This window comes from Neorhizobium sp. CSC1952 (genome assembly GCF_030378245.1).
GTDB classification, from domain to species: Bacteria; Pseudomonadota; Alphaproteobacteria; order Rhizobiales; family Rhizobiaceae; genus Neorhizobium; species Neorhizobium oryzae_A.
Window position 1 is genome coordinate 583,422 of record NZ_CP128416.1, and the last position, 17,869, is coordinate 601,290.

The 17,869-nt window shown below is 61.8% G+C and carries 20 protein-coding genes; 5 read left to right on the top strand and 15 right to left on the bottom strand.

The window, feature by feature from the left end; translation table 11 throughout:
• Positions 1-80 precede the first annotated feature (80 nt).
• The gene (locus QTA58_RS03150; protein WP_289671688.1) at positions 81-818 is read left to right on the top strand and encodes a DUF3750 domain-containing protein; all 738 of its coding nucleotides are present in this window, start codon (positions 81-83) and stop codon (positions 816-818) included.
• A 73-nt stretch (positions 819-891) separates the two neighbouring features.
• On the opposite strand, the gene QTA58_RS03155 is transcribed toward QTA58_RS03150, so the two are convergent.
• The 7 genes from QTA58_RS03155 to QTA58_RS03185 all read right to left on the bottom strand — a co-directional run bounded on the left by QTA58_RS03155 (position 892) and on the right by QTA58_RS03185 (position 6,187).
• On the bottom strand, positions 892-1,038 hold the full coding sequence (locus QTA58_RS03155) for a DUF1127 domain-containing protein (RefSeq protein ID WP_085422640.1): 147 nt from the start codon (positions 1,036-1,038) through the stop codon (positions 892-894).
• Between the two features lie 470 nt (positions 1,039-1,508).
• Positions 1,509-1,790 carry an XRE family transcriptional regulator gene (locus QTA58_RS03160; RefSeq protein WP_085422639.1) on the bottom strand — a complete coding sequence of 94 codons (282 nt, stop codon included), beginning with the start codon at positions 1,788-1,790 and terminating at the stop codon, positions 1,509-1,511.
• A 10-nt stretch (positions 1,791-1,800) separates the two neighbouring features.
• On the bottom strand, positions 1,801-2,115 hold the full coding sequence (locus tag QTA58_RS03165; protein ID WP_289671689.1) for a type II toxin-antitoxin system RelE/ParE family toxin: 315 nt from the start codon (positions 2,113-2,115) through the stop codon (positions 1,801-1,803).
• Between the two features lie 45 nt (positions 2,116-2,160).
• Complete coding sequence (locus tag QTA58_RS03170) at positions 2,161-3,159, bottom strand: NAD(P)H-quinone oxidoreductase (protein ID WP_289671690.1); 999 nt, start codon at positions 3,157-3,159, stop codon at positions 2,161-2,163.
• Positions 3,160-3,276: 117 nt separating this feature from the next.
• Positions 3,277-5,082: a GGDEF domain-containing protein gene (locus QTA58_RS03175; RefSeq protein ID WP_085422636.1), complete on the bottom strand. Its 1,806-nt coding sequence runs from the start codon at positions 5,080-5,082 to the stop codon at positions 3,277-3,279.
• A gap of 132 nt (positions 5,083-5,214) precedes the next feature.
• Complete coding sequence (locus QTA58_RS03180; RefSeq protein ID WP_289671691.1) at positions 5,215-5,799, bottom strand: HdeD family acid-resistance protein; 585 nt, start codon at positions 5,797-5,799, stop codon at positions 5,215-5,217.
• Positions 5,800-5,878: 79 nt separating this feature from the next.
• The gene (locus QTA58_RS03185; RefSeq protein ID WP_289673353.1) at positions 5,879-6,187 is read right to left on the bottom strand and encodes a HigA family addiction module antitoxin; all 309 of its coding nucleotides are present in this window, start codon (positions 6,185-6,187) and stop codon (positions 5,879-5,881) included.
• Positions 6,188-6,623: 436 nt separating this feature from the next.
• Here QTA58_RS03185 and betC point away from each other — a divergent pair, with 436 nt between their 5' ends.
• The 3 genes from betC to betA all read left to right on the top strand — a co-directional run bounded on the left by betC (position 6,624) and on the right by betA (position 11,514).
• Complete coding sequence (betC, locus tag QTA58_RS03190) at positions 6,624-8,153, top strand: choline-sulfatase (RefSeq protein WP_289671692.1); 1,530 nt, start codon at positions 6,624-6,626, stop codon at positions 8,151-8,153.
• A 1-nt stretch (position 8,154) separates the two neighbouring features.
• Entirely contained in the window at positions 8,155-9,618 is a 1,464-nt protein-coding gene (gene betB / locus QTA58_RS03195) for a betaine-aldehyde dehydrogenase (protein WP_289671693.1), read from the top strand.
• A 243-nt stretch (positions 9,619-9,861) separates the two neighbouring features.
• Entirely contained in the window at positions 9,862-11,514 is a 1,653-nt protein-coding gene (betA, locus tag QTA58_RS03200; protein WP_289671694.1) for a choline dehydrogenase, read from the top strand.
• On the opposite strand, the gene QTA58_RS03205 is transcribed toward betA, so the two are convergent.
• The 8 genes from QTA58_RS03205 to QTA58_RS03240 all read right to left on the bottom strand — a co-directional run bounded on the left by QTA58_RS03205 (position 11,515) and on the right by QTA58_RS03240 (position 17,013).
• Positions 11,515-11,814, bottom strand: coding sequence for a type II toxin-antitoxin system RelE/ParE family toxin (locus tag QTA58_RS03205; RefSeq protein WP_289671695.1), 300 nt, complete (start codon positions 11,812-11,814; stop codon positions 11,515-11,517).
• Positions 11,811-12,086: a YlcI/YnfO family protein gene (locus QTA58_RS03210; RefSeq protein ID WP_289671696.1), complete on the bottom strand. Its 276-nt coding sequence runs from the start codon at positions 12,084-12,086 to the stop codon at positions 11,811-11,813. The genes QTA58_RS03205 and QTA58_RS03210 overlap by 4 nt, the downstream gene beginning before the upstream one ends.
• A gap of 64 nt (positions 12,087-12,150) precedes the next feature.
• The gene (locus QTA58_RS03215) at positions 12,151-12,621 is read right to left on the bottom strand and encodes a DUF2214 domain-containing protein (protein WP_289671697.1); all 471 of its coding nucleotides are present in this window, start codon (positions 12,619-12,621) and stop codon (positions 12,151-12,153) included.
• A 19-nt stretch (positions 12,622-12,640) separates the two neighbouring features.
• Entirely contained in the window at positions 12,641-13,024 is a 384-nt protein-coding gene (locus tag QTA58_RS03220; RefSeq protein WP_085422629.1) for a DUF6152 family protein, read from the bottom strand.
• Positions 13,025-13,165: 141 nt separating this feature from the next.
• A complete protein-coding gene (locus QTA58_RS03225; protein ID WP_289671698.1) occupies positions 13,166-14,203 on the bottom strand; it encodes a sulfate/molybdate ABC transporter ATP-binding protein in 1,038 nt (345 codons plus the stop codon).
• Positions 14,204-14,211: 8 nt separating this feature from the next.
• Positions 14,212-15,090, bottom strand: coding sequence for a sulfate ABC transporter permease subunit CysW (gene cysW / locus QTA58_RS03230; RefSeq protein WP_289671699.1), 879 nt, complete (start codon positions 15,088-15,090; stop codon positions 14,212-14,214).
• Positions 15,083-15,940, bottom strand: coding sequence for a sulfate ABC transporter permease subunit CysT (cysT, locus tag QTA58_RS03235; protein WP_085422626.1), 858 nt, complete (start codon positions 15,938-15,940; stop codon positions 15,083-15,085). The genes cysW and cysT overlap by 8 nt, the downstream gene beginning before the upstream one ends.
• Before the next feature lie 14 nt (positions 15,941-15,954).
• Entirely contained in the window at positions 15,955-17,013 is a 1,059-nt protein-coding gene (locus tag QTA58_RS03240; RefSeq protein ID WP_289671700.1) for a sulfate ABC transporter substrate-binding protein, read from the bottom strand.
• A 330-nt stretch (positions 17,014-17,343) separates the two neighbouring features.
• Between QTA58_RS03240 and greA the strand changes: the two genes are divergently transcribed.
• Positions 17,344-17,826: a transcription elongation factor GreA gene (gene greA, locus QTA58_RS03245; protein WP_289671701.1), complete on the top strand. Its 483-nt coding sequence runs from the start codon at positions 17,344-17,346 to the stop codon at positions 17,824-17,826.
• The last annotated feature ends 43 nt before the right edge of the window (positions 17,827-17,869 follow it).

Below are 17,869 nucleotides of genomic sequence, written 5' to 3' on the forward strand. Positions count from 1 at the left end.
GGTCCTGAAATTGCTGTTTTCAATAGTGCCTATCACGGGCTCATAAACGAGTCCGGCGGGATTTTCATCGGGGGCCTAGCATGAAATCGGTTAAACGGCTGTTTCTGGCGATCTTCGTCGTCTATCTGGCGCCGACCTTCGCCTCGGCAGGGCTCTGGGCGATGAAGGACCGGCCGGCCCGCTGGAGCGAGGCCCGATGGACCTCGGCCGGCATCCTGCCGGAAGCTTCGGCGGGCGAGGACGCGGCAGTCTACATCTTCTCGGCCATGACCGGCGGGCTCAAGGGCGCCGTCGCGAGCCACGCCTGGATCGTCACCAAGGAAAAGGGCGCGAACAGCTATACGCGCTACGACAAGGTCGGCTGGGGCACGCCGATCCGCCGCAATCACCGGCCGCCTGACGCCTACTGGTACTCCAACCCGCCGGAGATCGTCACCTCGGTGACGGGTGCGCAAGCGGAACTGCTGATCCCCAAGATCGAGGCGGCGATCGCCGCCTATCCTTATGCGGAACCGGGCGGCTACACGATATGGCCGGGGCCGAATTCCAACACGTTCGTTGCCCATGTGCTGCGCAGCGTGCCGGAACTCGACGCCGTCCTGCCGCCGCACGCGGTCGGGCGCGACTACCTGCCGGACGGCGAGTTCGTGCATCTCGACGGCGACTGGAAGGACCTGCACGTGACGCTGCGCGGCCTGATCGGCTTCTCAGCCGGCCTGCGCAGCGGTTTCGAAGTGCATTTCCTGGGGCTGGTGGCGGGCCTCGACTTCACAAACCCCGGCATCAAGGTGCCGGCGGTGGGGCGCATCGGAATTTGAAGACCAGCTATGCACAAAATGCAAAACGCCCGCGAAGACGCAGGCGTTTCCCACTATGCTGCTCGAATTATGATCAGAAGCCGACGGCGGCGCGTGCGACGCGGCGGATGTCGTTCTGCTCGATGCCGAGATCGCTCAGTTCGCGCGGGGTCATACGGCCCAGTTCGGCAACCGTCTGACGGTATTTGCGCCAGTTGTTGAGAGTGCGTGCGACGTTCATGATGGTTCCCCTTTCCTGGGATTTTCGAAGCCTAGCTGCCAGTCCTTGGCGCTCTCAGTAACTTCGATGACCGGTATATAGGCTCAACCCGGCTGCTCTAAAAGCGCTCAACTTACACGCCACCTATGCGTTCGACGCATAGGACCTGACATATCGATCGCGGGAAGGAACGGAAAGAGGAAGGCACCGCCCCAAAAAGGAAAAGGGCCGCGCGAGGCGACCCTTCCATGAGTTTGGTCCGGTTGAACGAACCCGAGCCGTTCTTGAACGTCTCGAAGGAAGATGAAGTTCAGGCCGAGGGCTGCCCCGTCGAGACCATCACCTTTCCATTGCCCGTTACGCAGACCGAAATCTCACTAGACATTGGATCACCTTCCTTTCGTTACGTTGACGATATTGAGAAGGTAAGGATGATAATCCTCATCTGCAAGGCACGTTATGTAAACGAAGCCGAAAATTTGTTATCGCGGTCACGCAGCATCAGCGATATCCAGCCGTACCGAAAGGCCTGCCTGGGCTGACAGGTTAATCAGGGCATCCAGGCTGAAGTTTGTGATGCGGCCTTTCAGCAGGTCGTTCAGCCGCGGTTGGGTGATGCCCAAACGGTGCGCGGCTTCCGCCTGCGTCATATCCCAGCTTCTCACCTTCTGCTCTATGGCGATCAAAAGCGCGGAGCGCATCGATATGTTCGCTGCTTCCGCCGGCGTGTCTTCGAGTGCATCCCAGACATTTTCAAAGCTTTGACGTTCCATCCCTTCACTCCTATCCGATCTGCCGCAGGCGCGCGGCGGCAAGATCCAGATCCCGCTTGGCCGTCTGCTGCGTCTTCTTCTGGAACGCATGCAGCACATAAACGGCGTCTTCGATCCTGGTGACATAGATCACCCGAAACGCACCGGCTTCGTCCCGGATACGGATTTCCCGCACACCGAGACCAATCGTCGCCATCGGTTTCCAATCACTCGGCTCCAAGCCCAACTGGACCTTATGCAGTTGAACGCCGGCCTGCCTGCGCGCGGCCTCAGGGAAATCCCGCAAGCACTCCAAAGCATCGCCCAAAAATACCAGCGGTCTCATATCGCCCGCACCTTATATCAAAATCAGTATAAATCAGCAAGACACCTAAAGCTTCAGCACGATCTTGCCGATATGGCTGCCGGTCTCCATCAGCCGGTGCGCCTCGATCACCTCGCCGAACGGCAGGACCGAGTGGATGACCGGCGCGACCTTGCCTTCGTCCAGAAGCGGCCAGACCTGGGCCAGAAGATCGTCGCGGATGGCGCGCTTCTCGTCGGCCGTGCGCGGCCGCATCGTGGAGCCGGTCACCGTCAGGCGCTTCACCATGATCGGCGAGAGGTTGACCTTTTCGGCCACGTTGCCGCCGAGGAAAGCGATGATCGACAGGCAGCCGTCCTTCGCGAGCACGTTGAGGTTCTTTTCGAGATAGGCCGCGCCGATCATGTCGAGCACGACATCGACGCCCTTGCCGCCGGTTTCCGCCTTGATGACTTCGGCGAAATCTTCGGTCCTGTAGTTTATGCCTCTTGCGGCGCCGAGCTTTTCGCAAGCCTCGCATTTTTCCTGGGACCCGGCAGTCGCATAGACGGTCGCGCCGAAAGCCCCGGCAAGCTGGATCGCGGTCGTGCCGATGCCGCTCGTGCCGCCGTGGATCAGCACGCTTTCGCCTTCCGTCAGCCCGGCCATCTGGAAAAGATTGGCCCAGACGGTGAAGAAGGTCTCGCAGAGCGCCGCCGCCTTTACCGCGTCATAGCCTTTCGGCCAGGGCAGCGCCTGCCCCGCCGGCACGGCGCAATAATCGGCATAGCCGCCACCGTTCGCCAGCGCACAGACCTTGTCGCCCGGCTTGAATTCGGTGACGCCTTCGCCGAGCGCCGCCACTTCGCCCGATATCTCCAGCCCGAGGATCGGGCTTGCATCCTTCGGCGGCGGATAGGTTCCCTGGCGCTGCGCCACATCCGGCCGGTTGACGCCGGCCGCCTCCACCCTGACCAGGATTTCGCCGGGCCGGACGGCCGGCAGCGGCCTTCTGGCGACGGTCATGACCTCCGGCGCTCCGAAGGACGGCAGATCGATGAAACGCATTTCGGCGGGAAGCGGCATGACGGGTCTCCTCTCGGTGATGACCACTGACTTAGGACATGCCCCGCATCATAGGAAGGCGACCGACCGCCGCAACTGCGCCCCACGCTTTGAAAAGGAGTTATTTCGGAAAAGGGGTTATTTCGTCTCGCCGAAGGCGGCGAAGACCAGGCCGCCCTCGCTATCCTTGGCTTCGGCCTTGACCGCGGCGATCTCGGCGCCGATGCGGCCGAAATCGTCGAGCAGCAGGCCCTGCGGCAATTCCAGAACCCCGATCGAGCAGCGCAGCAGCGGAAAATCCCGCTCGGCGCCGGAACGATCGTGGCCGCGGATTTTTCCCGCGGCCCGCTCCTCCGGCGAATAAAGCTCGGCCACATCGTCGTGGAAATCGGACAGCAGCCGTTCGAGGATTTCGTTCAATTCCTCGCGGGTCCAGTCGCGCACGCCGATGAAGAAATCGTCGCCGCCCACATGGCCGAGGAAATCGCCATCCGAGAAGAAGTAGCGCTTCATCAGGGCGGCGAAGAGGGAGATCGCATGGTCACCCATGTGGAAGCCGTAGTGGTCGTTGAACGGCTTGAAGTTGTCGAAGTCGCAATAGCAGAAGAAACGGGTCTCCTCGTCGTCGCGGCCGGTCTCCTGCATGAAATCGCGGATGGCGCGGTTGCCGGGCAGCCCCGTCAGCGGGTTCTGGTCCTGGGCGATCTTCAACTGCTTCTCGTTGATGACCTTGATGAGCGAGGCGGCGGAGACCACGCCCGCATAGCGCATGTTTTCCGTCAGGATGACGCAGGCGCTGTTGTCCATGTTGGCGAAAAGGCTCATCAGCTCCTCCGCTTCCGCATCGAGCCCGATGATCGGCGCGCGATCGACGAAATGCGAGATGGAACGCTCGTAGACCTTGTTCTTCAGGAGGTCGCGGCCGAAAGGCTGATAGATGTATTCCTTCAGATGATATTCGTTGATGACGCCGCGCGGCTCGCCATTGGCATTCAGCACCGGGAAGAAGGCCTGGCGCGGATTGCGGCGGAAGAGTTCGAACACGCTGTCGATGCTCTCGTTCTCGTAGACGGTCGGCAGGTGCTCGATCTGCTTGCGGATCAGTATCTCGTCGAGCGACTGGCTGGAGCGGCGGCTGCGGCCGATATCGGCGAGGTAGGGAAAGGACGGCTGTAGCTCGGAGACGAAGGTCGTCGGCCGGGCGATGAACCAGCCCTGCACGAGATCGACGCCATATTCCCGGCAGGCCAGGAATTCCGCTTCCGTCTCGATGCCCTCCGCGATCACGCGGATGCCGAGCACATGGGCGATGCTGACGATGTTCTTGACCAGATGGCGCTTGCGCGGGCTCCTGTCGATGCCGGCGACGAAGTGCCGGTCGATCTTGAGATAGTCGACCGGATAGTCGCAGAGCAGTTTCATCTCGCCGTGTCCGACGCCGAAATCGTCGATCGCGAGCTTGAAGCCCTCCTTGCGCATCTGCGTCACCAGGTCGGCGAATTCCGGCACGCTGGTGTTGTCGAACCTCTCGGAGAATTCGAAGCAGACGGAAGACGGGGCAATATTCGCCGTGCGCAGGTGCTGCACCAGCTTTTCCAGGAAATACTGGCCGTGGCGGATCATCCGCACATCGAGATTGAGGAAGAGCGTCGCGGAGGAAAAATCCGGCAGGCTGGCGAATTTCGCCAGCGCCCGGTTCGCCATCATCTGTTCCAGAGCCAGGAGCTGCCCGGTCTCCTGGGCCTGGTCGAGCAGTTCGAGCGGCGAGGAGAAACCGATCCGTTCCTGGCCGCGCAGCAGGGATTCGTATCCGAAAACGGAACCGGTCCCCACCTCGACGATCGGCTGGAAGGCGTTTTCCAGAACCAGCTTCGCCAGAGTGACCAGCTGGTCGCTCGCATATCGCCGGAAGACGCCCGGTTCAAGAATGGCCGCAGACGACATACTCAATACTCTCCACTGCGCAATGGCCTAAAACACGACAGTCAGGCTCCCAGCAATTCGTCAAAAATCCCTTTCCCGTTGATGACGGTTCAGTGAAAGTTTGATGACGGAAAAATCCGCTTTTATTTAATATTATAAAGACTTATCGGCAACCTGGGGCGCAACTCCACCGCTTCTTGCAGCGAGTGCCACCGCAATCAGCGCCCATCCCTGCATGATGAGGTCGATCGCCAGGAAAAGCCCCAATATCCAAAGGCTGTTGACCGGCCAGCCGATGGCGATGATCAGGCCGGCCAGGACGGTGACGACGCCGCCCACGATGACCCAGCCGGAGCCCTTCATCGGACGCATCCTGAAGCCGACCCAGAGGCGGAAAATGCCGGCGACCACGAGCGCCACCGCCATGAGGAAGGTCAGCACGACCGCCGTCAGGGCCGGATTCCAGAAGGCGAGCAGGCCGGCAATGGTATAAAGGACACCGCTCAAGGCCCAGAACAGGATCTGCTCCCAGCCCTTCACCTGAAAGGCATGGACGAGATAGGCGACGCCGCCGATCAGCATCATCATGCCGATATAGAAGACCGAAGCGACCGTCGCCACGAAGAGATTGGCGAAAGCGATGATGCCGAAGACGAGAAGAAGAATGCCGAGGGCGAGAAACCAGCCCCATTTGTCGCGAACCATCGAGATCGACGGCGTGTCCAGACCGAATGTCATGTCCATCCCCTTTCCGCAAAGCCTTACCCGAAGCTATCGGATAAGATGTGGAGCAGGCTTGACGGAGGTCAACGGTTCGTCACGCGGCGTTATGGATCGGTCGGGCACGCTCGATCCGTTCCAGCTCCTTCGAATTGTGCATCGTATTCCACAGGTCGTTGCGCCGCTGGATGTTTAGCCAGAAATCCGGGCTGTTGCCGAATACCCGCGCAAGGATGAGCGCGGTCGGCGCGGTGATATTGCGGCGGTCGTTGCAGAGTTCGTTCACATGCTTGCGCGGCACGCCCATGGCCTCGGCCAACGCGCCCTGAGTCAAGCCCAGCGGCTCCAGGAACTCCTCGACAAGGATTTCCCCGACCGTCGCTGGCTTACGCTTGGTCATCAGCATGATCATGTGCCACAGCCTGCGTTTTTGAGACAGGAAGGTTCGCAAACCATTCTTGATTGCCGTCGAGATCGAAAATAACTCAATTTGCTGAGGGAATCTAAGGCGATTTCAATATGGTCACAGCAGGACGGCAATGCATACCAATGCTTCGCCTCGGGGGTAGGGTTAGCACGTACGACATCGCGGTCTATCTCCAGCAGTGTTTGTGGACAGATCCTCGGGACAAGCCCGAGGATGACGGCGGAGAGATCGTGCCTCAGGTCCTTATGGAGAGCCTTGAGCAAGTTGCGACGGCTCTTGTCCTGCCGGCCCGCGCCATACACTCCGTCATCCTCGGGCTTGTCCCGAGGATCTGCCCACAGACGAGCTGTGTGAACATGTCCGCCGTGGGCAGCAGCTTCGATCCACCATATGCTGATCGGGCCATTAAAGGACCATGCGCGTGACCAAGCCGAATATCCTCATCGTCATGGTCGACCAGCTGAACGGCACGCTTTTTCCGGACGGGCCGGCCGCCTGGCTGCATGCGCCGCATCTGAAGGCGCTCGCGGCCCGCTCGGCGCGGTTCGCCAACAACTACACTTCCTCGCCGCTTTGCGCGCCGGCTCGCGCCTCCTTCATGGCCGGGCAGTTGCCGAGCCGCACGCGCGTCTACGACAACGCCGCCGAATACGTTTCCTCGATCCCGACCTTCGCGCATCACCTGCGCCGCGCCGGCTATTACACGGCGCTGTCCGGCAAGATGCATTTCGTCGGGCCGGATCAGCTCCACGGCTTCGAGGAGCGGCTGACGACCGACATCTATCCCGCCGATTTCGGCTGGACGCCCGACTACCGCAAACCGGGCGAGCGGATCGACTGGTGGTATCACAATCTCGGCTCCGTCACCGGCGCCGGCGTCGCCGAGATCACCAACCAGATGGAATACGACGACGAGGTCGCCTTCCTCGCCAACCAGAAGCTCTACCAGCTTTCGCGCGAGAACGACGACGAGAGCCGGCGGCCGTGGTGTCTCACCGTCTCCTTCACCCACCCGCACGACCCCTATGTGGCGCGGAAGAAGTTCTGGAACCTCTACGAGGATTGCGGGCACTTGGCTCCCGACATCGGGGAAATTCCGATCGAACAGCAGGACCCGCATTCGCAGCGGATCATCTTCTCCTGCGATTACAAGAATTTCGAGGTCACGGAAGAGAACATCCGCCGCTCGCGCCGGGCCTATTTCGCCAACATTTCCTATATCGACGAGAAGGTCGGCGAACTCATCGATACGCTTTCGCGCACGCGGATGCTGGACGATACGCTGATCCTGTTCTGCTCCGACCACGGCGACATGCTGGGCGAACGCGGCCTCTGGTTCAAGATGAACTTCTTCGAAGGCTCGGCGCGCGTGCCGCTGATGATTGCCGGCCCCGGCATCACCCCTGCCCTGCATATGGCGCCTGTCTCCAACCTCGACGTGACGCCGACGCTCTGCGATCTCGCCGGCATTTCCATGGAGGAGATCAAGCCCTGGACGGACGGCGAAAGCCTGAAGCCGATCATGGAGGGCCACAGCCGCACCAGCCCGGTGCTGATGGAATATGCGGCGGAAGCTTCCTATGCGCCGCTTGTCGCCATCCGCGAGGGCAAATGGAAGTATATCCATTGCGAGCTCGATCCCGAGCAGCTTTTCGATCTCGAAACCGATCCGCTCGAACTGACCAACCTGGCGGCGGCTCCCCAGCATGCCGACATTCTTCAGGCGTTCAGGGATATGCGGGCGGCACACTGGAACATGCAGGAATTCGACGCCGCCGTACGCGAAAGCCAGGCGCGCCGCTGGGTGGTCTACGAGGCGCTCAGAAACGGCGCCTATTACCCGTGGGATCACCAGCCTCTGCAAAAGGCTTCCGAGCGCTATATGCGCAACCACATGAACCTCGACAATCTCGAGGAATCGAAGCGTTATCCAAGAGGCGAATGAGATGAAAGCCCAGCCGACCGCCAGCCACTTCATCGACGGCGAATATGTCGAGGACGAAGACGGCGCCGTCATCGAAAGCCTCTATCCGGCGACCGGCGAGGTCATCGCCCGGCTGCATGCGGCGACACCCGCGATCATCGAGAAGGCGATCGCCGCGGCCAAGCGCACCCAGCCGGAATGGGCCGCGATGAGCCCGACGGCGCGCGGCCGCATCCTGAAACGTGCAGCCGAGATCATGCGCGAGAGGAACCGCGAGCTTTCCGAACTGGAGACGCTCGACACCGGCAAGCCGATCCAGGAGACGATCGTCGCCGACCCCACCTCGGGGGCGGACAGTTTCGAATTCTTCGGCGGCGTGATCGCCGCAGGCCTCAACGGCGACTACATCCCGCTCGGCCGCGACTTCGCCTATACCAAGCGCGTGCCGCTCGGCGTCTGCGTGGGCATCGGCGCCTGGAACTATCCGCAGCAGATCGCCTGCTGGAAAGGCGCGCCGGCGCTTGCGGCCGGCAATGCGATGGTCTTCAAGCCCTCGGAAAATACGCCGCTCGGAGCCCTGAAGATTGCCGAAATCCTGGTGGAAGCCGGGCTTCCCAAGGGACTCTACAACGTCATCCAGGGCGACCGGAATACCGGACCGATGCTGATCAACCATCCCGACGTGGCAAAGGTTTCGCTGACCGGCTCGGTACCGACCGGCCGCAAGGTGGCCGCGGCCGCCGCCGGCCGCCTCAAGCGCGTGACGATGGAACTCGGAGGCAAATCGCCGCTGATCGTCTTCGAGGATGCCGATCTCGATAGCGCCATCGGCGGCGCGATGCTCGGGAATTTCTATTCGACCGGCCAGGTCTGCTCCAACGGCACGCGGGTCTTCGTGGCACGCGGCGTGAAGGAGGAGTTCCTGTCGCGGCTGAAGGAGCGGACGGAGAAGATCATTATCGGCGATCCGATGGACGAGGCCACCCAGCTCGGCCCCATGGTCTCCTTCGACCAGCGGCAGAAGGTGCTTTCCTATATCGACAAGGGCAAGGCCGAGGGCGCGACGCTCGTCACCGGCGGCGGCATTCCGAACCACGTGACGGGCGAAGGCTATTACGTGCAGCCGACCGTATTTGCCGACGTCACGGACGGGATGACCATCGCGCGGGAAGAGATTTTCGGGCCGGTCATGTGCGTGCTCGATTTCGACGGCGAGGAAGAAGCGATCGCACGGGCCAATGCCACCGAATTCGGCCTTTCGGCCGGTGTGTTCACCGCGGACCTGACGCGCGGACACCGGGTGGCGGATCAGTTGCAGGCCGGTACGTTGTGGATCAACAGCTACAATCTCTGCCCGGTGGAAATCCCCTTCGGCGGTTCGAAACAATCCGGTTTCGGACGGGAGAACTCGCTCGCGGCGCTGGAGCATTATTCGGAATTGAAGACGGTCTATGTGGGCATGGGACCGGTCGAGGCGCCGTATTGATGTCCACCATGGCCGTCGCGCAAGATCGCCCCCCTCTGGCCTGCCGGCCATCTCCCCCACAGGTGGGGAGATCACAGGCCGCTCGGCCTTCCCGTCACGTGAACGGTGCGCTCGCTGCCGCGGCTTTTTGTTTGGGGAAGCCAGTGCACCCATCCAATCTCCCCACCCGTGGGGGAGATGGCCGGCAGGCCAGAGGGGGGCGGACACGGCACGACATAGAGAAACGGTCTGGAGAGAACTGACATGCTTCAGGCAGATTTCGTCATCATCGGTTCGGGCTCGGCGGGTTCCGCCATGGCCTATCGCCTGTCGGAGGACGGCAGGCATTCGGTGATCGTCATCGAGGCGGGCGGATCGGATTTCGGGCCGTTCATCCAGATGCCCGGCGCGCTGGCCTGGCCGATGAGCATGAAGCGCTACAACTGGGGTTATCTCTCCGAACCCGAGCCCAATCTCAACAACCGCAGGATCACGGCGCCGCGCGGCAAGGTGATCGGCGGGTCGTCCTCCATCAACGGCCTCGTCTATGTGCGCGGCCACGCGGAAGACTATAACCGCTGGGAAGAGCTCGGCGCGACCGGCTGGGCCTATGCGGACGTGCTTCCCTATTTCAAGCGGATGGAGAATTCCGAGGGCGGCGAGGAAGGCTGGCGCGGCACCGACGGGCCGCTGCATGTCAAGCGCGGGCCGGTGAAGAACCCGCTTTTTCACGCCTTCATCCAGGCCGGCAGCCAAGCCGGTTTCGAACTGACCGACGACTACAACGGTTCGAAGCAGGAAGGCTTCGGGCTGATGGAGCAGACCATCCATCGCGGCCGCCGCTGGTCCGCGGCCAATGCCTATCTGAAGCCCGCGTTGAAACGGCCGAATGTCGAGCTGGTCCACGGGTTCGCGAACAGGATCGTGATCGAGAACGGCCGCGCGGTTGGCGTCGAGATCGAGCGGCGGGGCGTGACCGAAATCATCCGCGCGAACCGCGAGGTCATCGTCTCCGCCTCCTCCTTCAACTCGCCGAAACTGCTGATGCTCTCCGGGATCGGTCCGGCAGCGCATCTCAAGGAAATGGGCATCGAGGTGAAGGCCGACCGGCCGGGCGTCGGCGCCAACCTGCAGGATCATATGGAATTCTACTTCCAGCAGATCTCGTTGAAGCCGGTCTCGCTCTATTCCTGGCTTCCCTGGTTCTGGCAGGGTGTGGCCGGCGCGCAATGGCTGCTTTCCAAGGGCGGGCTCGGCGCCTCCAACCAGTTCGAGGCCTGCGCCTTCCTGCGCTCCGCGCCCGGGCTGAAGCAGCCGGACATCCAGTACCATTTCCTCCCCGTGGCGATCTCCTATGACGGGCGCGCGGCCGCCAATACCCACGGATTCCAGGTTCATGTGGGCTACAATCTCTCGAAATCGCGCGGCAGCGTGACGCTTCGTTCGCCCGATCCGAAGGCCGATCCGGTGCTGCGCTTCAACTATATGAGCCATCCGGAGGACTGGGAGAAATTCCGCCATTGCGTGCGGCTGACGCGCGAAATCTTTTCGCAGAGGGCCTTCGACCAATATCGCGGACCGGAGATCCAGCCGGGCGAGAAGGTGCAGACGGACGACGAGATCGACGCCTTTCTGCGCGAGCACCTGGAAAGCGCCTATCACCCCTGCGGCACCTGCCGCATGGGCCGGGCGGGCGATCCTCTCGCCGTGGTCGATCCGGAGTGCCAGGTGATCGGCGTCGAGGGCTTGCGCGTCGCGGATAGCTCGATCTTCCCGCACGTGACCTACGGCAACCTGAACGGCCCTTCGATCATGACCGGCGAGAAGGCAGCCGACCATATCCTCGGCAAGCAGCCGCTGCCGCGGAGCAATCAGGAGCCCTGGGTCAACCCGCGGGCGGCGGTAAGCGATCGGTGATCAGTGATAGTCTTCTTCGCGCTGATGACGAATGGCAGCGATCGTCACCGTTTCGCTGCCATCAATACGAAACAGCACAACATAGCCGGACGAGCCGAATGGCGCGAGGAGTTCTCGTAAAAGCGGATTATCGCCAATCGCTTTACGGCAGGAGAAGGGAAATCTTTCAAGGATTGCCATCGCAGAGGTTATCGCTTCCAAAGCCCGCACCGCCGCATCCTCATCCAAATCAAGCATATATGCATAAAGGCGCCGCAGATCATGCCGAGCTTTTTCCGTAAGCTTGACCTGATATGTCATTGCTTTCGTTTCTCGGCCCGCTTGGCATCAAGCATGCCTTTAAGCTCAGCCAGAACTTCTTCGGATGTATAGTAAATGCCCGTTCGCTCCGCTTCCGCAAGCGAAGCTAACCCCCGTGCAATGAACTCCGTCTGCGTCTTGCGATAATTGATCTGCTTTCGCACGGAATCCTCGACGAAAGCAGACAAGGTCTCCCCTTCCTTGAGCACGCTTTCGGCAGCAGCACGCAGTTCCGGATCGACGCGAAGAGAGGGGATCGTCGCAGTTTTCATGACATTGCTCCATGCATCGCAATTGCGATGCAATATGCATGAGATGCATGTTTTTATCAAGGAACTACAGAAACCCGATCCACCGCCCCGAGATCACCGCAGCGATCCAGATCAGCGTGGAAAATGCCGCGGAGATGCGAAGGGCGGTGCTCGGGTTTTCTCCCGCAAGCATCGCTTTCCAGCCCGCGCCGAAATGGACGACCGCAACGTTGACGAGGCCGAGGGCGATCAGCCCCAGCTTGAAGAGGAAAGCCGGATTGCGGACATATTCCACCGGCTTGACGGTGAAGAGACAGAGCCCGGTGACGATCGCGAGCACGACGCCCGCGCCGGCCATGCGCGAAAGATAGAGGGCTGTGGCCGGCAGCGGCATGGCCCGCGCGAGGCCCAGGAGCCGGAGGTCGAGCGCCAGGATCGCACCGAACAGCATGCCGATGCCGAGGATATGCGCGGCATTGACCAGAAGATAGATCGTCGAGGACGAGATCAGCGCCCGCGCGAGCGGCGTCTCGGCAAGCGGGGCGAGAAATTCCATCTCGGATACTGTTCCTGGCTCAGTTCGTCCGGATGCGTTCCGGATAGATGTCGAAGGTCTTGCCGGCGACGACGATGCGCACCGCCTTCATGCGCCTCTCGTTGCGGTCCTCGGACCGGTTGCCGGTGGCGACGATCTCGTCGCCGACCTTCGCCTGTCCTTCAACGAAACCCGACCGCTGGGTCTGGTTCGGATTGCCGAGTTCGACGCGCCAGACGCCGTCTTCGGCACGGACTTCCAGCGTCGGATGCGGGGGCGCGAAGGAAATCGAATGTATGGTGCCCCGGAGCTCTACCTGGTCGGCTTCGGCCCAGGACCAGCCGTGATGGGCGGCGGCAGAGCCGGCGACGGCCGCGGCTATGGCAGTTCCGGCAAGGATGCGGGCGATCGAAAGGCTGGACATGACGGCTCTCCCTTTGCGGCGATCATATCCCCGAAGATGTGGAAGCCGCCATCGATGACCAGAGGTTTCACACCTTATTGAATATCGGTTCATCGTCGCCAGGCCCGCTCGCGCAGAGGAGCGCGGCGGGCCTGAAGACGCCTATTTCCGGAAGATCTTCCAGCGGGTCGGGCGGAAGCGCAATTCGCTGCGCAATTCGACCGGCGCATGGAGCGGCACCTCCACCTCGACGTGATAGGGCGCGTGCCCGTCGTTGGCGATGTCGATCTCGGCAATGCGGGTACCGGCAAGACGGCGGCAGGCGGTCACCTTGCCGAACAGTGCATCCGGCGCGTCGACGAGCACCACGTCCTCGGGGCGGAAGAACAGCTCCCCTGCCCCTTCCTCTGTTTCGGAAATGCCGATCGGCTGCCCCTGGAAGAGCACCGTGCCGCCCTTGACCTCGATCGGAAGCTGCGAGGACTCTCCGATGAAGGAGAACACGAAGGGCGAACCCGGGCGGTCGTAGACGTCGTCCGCCGAGCCGACCTGCTCGATCCTGCCCTGGCTCATGACGACGACGCGGTCGGCGAGCTCCAGCGCCTCTTCCTGGTCGTGCGTGACGAAGACCGTCGTGTGGCCGGTGCGATCGTGGAATTCGCGCAGCCAGCGGCGCAGTTCCTTGCGCACCTTCGCATCGAGAGCGCCGAAAGGCTCGTCGAGAAGCAGGATATGCGGCTCGATCGCCATGGCGCGGGCGAGCGCCACGCGCTGGCGCTGCCCACCGGAAAGCTGGTGCGGATAGCGCTTTTCAAGACCGCCGAGCTGGACCATGTCCAGGAGTTCCAGGACGCGGCGGCGGATCTCCGCCTTCGGCGGCCGGGCCGAGGACGGACGCACCTTGAGGCCGAAACTGATGTTCTCCGCGACCGTCATGTGACGGAAGAGCGCATAGTGCTGGAAGACGAAGCCGACATTGCGCTCCTGCACCGAGCGGTGCGAAGCATCCTCCTCGCCGAAGAAGATCTTGCCGTCCGTCGGGAAATCGAGCCCGGCGATCAGGCGCAGAAGCGTCGTCTTGCCCGAGCCGGAGGGGCCGAGCAGCGCGATCAGCTCGCCGGAGGCGATCTTGAGCGAGACGTCGTTCAGCGCCGGGAAACGGTCGAACTCCTTGCGGATATTGCTGATGGTGACTTCCATAGGACCTCTTAATGCCTGCCGCCGGTAGCACCGGCACCGAACCGAAGTTCGAGAAATGTTTTGAGCGCGAGCGTGACAAGCGCCAGGAACGCGAGCAGCGAAGCCACCGCGAAGGCCGCGACCATGTTATACTCATTATAAAGTATCTCGACATGCAGCGGCATGGTGTTGGTGAGCCCCCGGATGCGGCCGGAGACGACGGAGACGGCGCCGAATTCGCCCATGGCGCGCGCATTGCAGAGGAGCACGCCATAGAGCAGGCCCCATTTGATGTTCGGCAGCGTCACGTACCAGAAGGTCTGCCAGCCGGATGCGCCGAGCGACAGCGCCGCTTCCTCGTCGCCGGTGCCCTGGTCCTGCATCAGCGGGATCAGCTCGCGCGCCACGAAGGGGAAGGTGACGAAGACGGTGGCGAGCACGATGCCCGGCACGGCGAAGAGGATCTCGATGCCGTAGCTCTTGAGGAACGGCCCGAGCGCGCTGTTGGCGCCGAACAGAAGCACGTAGACCAGGCCGGAGATGACCGGCGAAATGGAGAACGGCAGGTCGATCAGGGTGATGAGGAACGACTTGCCCTTGAACTCGAACTTGGCGATCGCCCAGGAGGCGGCAAGCCCGAAGACCAGATTGAGCGGCACGGCGATCGCGGCGACGAGAAGCGTCAGGCGGATTGCGGCAGCCGCATCCGGTTCGATCAACGCCTCGTAATAATCCCCGAAGCCGTTGCGGAAGGCTTCGACGAAAACCGAGACCAGCGGCAGGACGAGGAAAAAGCCGAGGAAGGCGAGCCCCAGAAGGATCAGAAGAACCTTGGCGAGCAGACCTTCGCTGGCGGGATCGCGGAAGGCCGGCGGCGTTGCGGAAGGGGAACGGAGCTGATCAGGCATTGCCATATCTCCTGCGGCTCCAGGCCTGGATCAGGTTGATGACGAGAAGCATCAGGAAGGAGATGATCAGCATGATGGTGGCGATCGCCGTGGCGCCGGCATAGTTGAACTCCTCCAGGCGGATGACGATCAAGAGCGGCGCGATTTCCGAAACGTAAGGAATGTTGCCGGCGATGAAGATGACCGAGCCGTATTCCCCGACCCCGCGGGCGAAGGCGAGCGCGAAACCGGTCAGGATCGCCGGCATCAGCCCCGGCAGAAGGACACGGCGGATCGTCTGAAAACGGTTGGCGCCGAGCGTCGCCGCCGCCTCCTCGATCTCCCGGTCGATCTCCTCCATGACGGGCTGAACCGTGCGCACCACGAAGGGCAAGCCGATGAAGACCAGCGCTATGACGATGCCAAGCGGCGTGAAGGCGATGCGGAAAGGCATGAAGAGCGAACCGATCCAGCCCTGCGGCGCGTAAAGAGTTGTCAGCGCGATACCGGCAACGGCGGTCGGCAGAGCGAAAGGCAGATCGACCATCGCATCGATGAGCTTGCGGCCGGGAAAGCTGTAGCGGCTCAGCATCCATGCGACAAGCGTGCCGAACACCACGTTGACAAGCGCCGCCGCCAAGGCGGTCCCGAACGAAACGTAGAGAGCCCTCAGCGTCCGCTCGTCGCCGAGGATCGCAAAGAAGCCGGCCCATCCCAGCTCGGCGCTTCGCCAGAACAGTCCGGCGACGGGGATGAGAATGATCAGCGACAGGTAGGCGAGCGAAAAACCGAGCGTCAGCCCGAAACCCGGGATGATGCTCGGCTGTTTCAATCGCCACCGCGCCGGAGCTGCGGCAGCTATGTTCGTCATTCGATATCCCGACTTTATTTACCAGGCTTATAGATCTGATCGAAGACGCCGCCGTCACCGAAGTGTTCCGGTTGCGCCTTCCTCCAGCCGCCGAAGATCGGGTCGTCGATGGTCACCAGCTTGATGTCCGGCAGCGCCTTCAGAAGTTCCGGCTTTACCACATCACGCTTGGAAGGACGATAGAAGTGCTTGGCCGCAATGTTCTGGCCCTCGTCGGAATAGAGATACTGCAGATAGGCCTCGGCGACCTTGCGGGTACCTCTGGCATCAACCGTCGCATCGACGACCGCGACCGGCGGCTCCGCCAAGATCGAGATCGGCGGGACGACGATCTCGAAGGCGTCCTTGCCGAATTCCTCGCCGGCGAGATAGGCCTCGTTTTCCCAGGCGAGCAGCACGTCGCCGATCTGCCGCTGGGCGAACGTCACCGTCGAGCCGCGGGCGCCGGTATCGAGCACGGGCGCATGCCGGTACAGATCGGCGACATAGGCCTTGACCTTTTCCAGATCGCCCTTGTATTCCTCGTTCGCCCAGGCCCAGGCGGCCAGATAGTTCCAGCGCGCGCCGCCTGATGTCTTCGGATTCGGCGTGATGACCTGTACGCCGTCCTTCACGAGGTCACCCCAGTTGTGGATGCCCTTCGGATTGCCCTTGCGCACCAGGAAGACGATCGTCGACGTATAGGGCGAGGAATTGTTGGGCAGGCGCGCACGCCAGCCTTCCTTGATCCTGCCGCTCTTCTCGATCGCGTTGATGTCGCTTTCGAGCGCCAGCGTCACGACATCCGCTTCCAGACCGTCGATGACCGAACGGGCCTGCGCGCCGGAACCGCCATGCGACTGGCGGATCGTGACATCCTCGCCTGACTGGGCCTTCCAGTATTTGGCGAAGGCGGCGTTGAAATCCTTGTAGAGCTCGCGGGTCGGGTCGTAGGAGACGTTGAGGAGCTGCGTCTCGGCGAAAGCCGGCGCAACCGCCCCCGCCGTCATCCCGACGGTCAGGGACAGGCCGAGGGCGACGGCCCCCAATCGTTTACCAAATCCCTGGCCAAGTCCCTGGGCAAAATTGAACATGAGGTTCCCTCCTGTTGTTTCGCCTGAAACTCTATCGGCTAGGTCGTGTTAGTCAATCGAGGGACAAAAGAAGGCAAAACTGTTTCCCCGCGCGGGTCCCGCCAGCAAAGAAAGCATTAACCGCCAGTCCGCGAAGAGAATGCCAGCGTCGGGAAAACCCGGCTTCGGAAAATCACAATCCCGCCACAATCCGGATTTTGCAGCATTCGAAGAAAGATTTTTCACGCATCCCATAGCGCAGCCGGTTACGGGTCATGCCCGCTTCTGACAAAATGCCGGACCGCCGCTTCACGGATTTAAGACCTTGCCACGCCTGAACGGAGTTCGAAATTGAGCGTTGCCTTCACCAAGGAAGAGAGTGCCGAAACCGCTTCGGAAACGCTGCTGCCGGATCGTCCGATTTCTCCTCACCCGAACCTCGTTACCGAAGCGGGATGGAAAGCGCTGGAATTGCAGCTGGATCAAGCCCGAAAGGCCTACGATGCGGCAAGCACGATCGAAGACGTGAACGAACGGCGACGCCAGGCAGCAAGCCCGCTTCGGGATCTGCGCTATTTTGCGGAAAGACTTCGCACCGCTCAGGTCGTGCCTGCCCCGACTTCGACCGAGACGGTTGCTTTCGGAAGCACAGTCACCTTCGCCAGAGAGGACGGGCGAGTGCAGACGTACCGCATCGTGGGAGAGGACGAAGCCGATCCCAAAGCGGGATCGATTTCCTACGTATCACCGGTAGCCCGCGCCCTCACCGACAAGGCCGTGGGAGATGTCGTGAACGTCGGCGATCAGGAGCTCGAGATTATCGCGATCGCCTAGAAGCCCTCGGAAGCGTCGCAGCGCACAGGAAAAGTCTGTACGC

What these genes read in the sequence shown, in the direction of transcription:
- QTA58_RS03150 (WP_289671688.1), top strand. Translation starts at nt 81, where the DNA reads ATGAAATCGGTTAAACGGCTGTTTCTGGCGATCTTCGTCGTCTATCTG.
- QTA58_RS03155 (WP_085422640.1), bottom strand. Translation starts at nt 1,038, where the DNA reads ATGAACGTCGCACGCACTCTCAACAACTGGCGCAAATACCGTCAGACG.
- QTA58_RS03160 (WP_085422639.1), bottom strand. Translation starts at nt 1,790, where the DNA reads ATGGAACGTCAAAGCTTTGAAAATGTCTGGGATGCACTCGAAGACACG.
- QTA58_RS03165 (WP_289671689.1), bottom strand. Translation starts at nt 2,115, where the DNA reads ATGAGACCGCTGGTATTTTTGGGCGATGCTTTGGAGTGCTTGCGGGAT.
- QTA58_RS03170 (WP_289671690.1), bottom strand. Translation starts at nt 3,159, where the DNA reads ATGCCGCTTCCCGCCGAAATGCGTTTCATCGATCTGCCGTCCTTCGGA.
- QTA58_RS03175 (WP_085422636.1), bottom strand. Translation starts at nt 5,082, where the DNA reads ATGTCGTCTGCGGCCATTCTTGAACCGGGCGTCTTCCGGCGATATGCG.
- QTA58_RS03180 (WP_289671691.1), bottom strand. Translation starts at nt 5,799, where the DNA reads ATGACATTCGGTCTGGACACGCCGTCGATCTCGATGGTTCGCGACAAA.
- QTA58_RS03185 (WP_289673353.1), bottom strand. Translation starts at nt 6,187, where the DNA reads ATGCTGATGACCAAGCGTAAGCCAGCGACGGTCGGGGAAATCCTTGTC.
- betC (WP_289671692.1), top strand. Translation starts at nt 6,624, where the DNA reads ATGCGCGTGACCAAGCCGAATATCCTCATCGTCATGGTCGACCAGCTG.
- betB (WP_289671693.1), top strand. Translation starts at nt 8,155, where the DNA reads ATGAAAGCCCAGCCGACCGCCAGCCACTTCATCGACGGCGAATATGTC.
- betA (WP_289671694.1), top strand. Translation starts at nt 9,862, where the DNA reads ATGCTTCAGGCAGATTTCGTCATCATCGGTTCGGGCTCGGCGGGTTCC.
- QTA58_RS03205 (WP_289671695.1), bottom strand. Translation starts at nt 11,814, where the DNA reads ATGACATATCAGGTCAAGCTTACGGAAAAAGCTCGGCATGATCTGCGG.
- QTA58_RS03210 (WP_289671696.1), bottom strand. Translation starts at nt 12,086, where the DNA reads ATGAAAACTGCGACGATCCCCTCTCTTCGCGTCGATCCGGAACTGCGT.
- QTA58_RS03215 (WP_289671697.1), bottom strand. Translation starts at nt 12,621, where the DNA reads ATGGAATTTCTCGCCCCGCTTGCCGAGACGCCGCTCGCGCGGGCGCTG.
- QTA58_RS03220 (WP_085422629.1), bottom strand. Translation starts at nt 13,024, where the DNA reads ATGTCCAGCCTTTCGATCGCCCGCATCCTTGCCGGAACTGCCATAGCC.
- QTA58_RS03225 (WP_289671698.1), bottom strand. Translation starts at nt 14,203, where the DNA reads ATGGAAGTCACCATCAGCAATATCCGCAAGGAGTTCGACCGTTTCCCG.
- cysW (WP_289671699.1), bottom strand. Translation starts at nt 15,090, where the DNA reads ATGCCTGATCAGCTCCGTTCCCCTTCCGCAACGCCGCCGGCCTTCCGC.
- cysT (WP_085422626.1), bottom strand. Translation starts at nt 15,940, where the DNA reads ATGACGAACATAGCTGCCGCAGCTCCGGCGCGGTGGCGATTGAAACAG.
- QTA58_RS03240 (WP_289671700.1), bottom strand. Translation starts at nt 17,013, where the DNA reads ATGTTCAATTTTGCCCAGGGACTTGGCCAGGGATTTGGTAAACGATTG.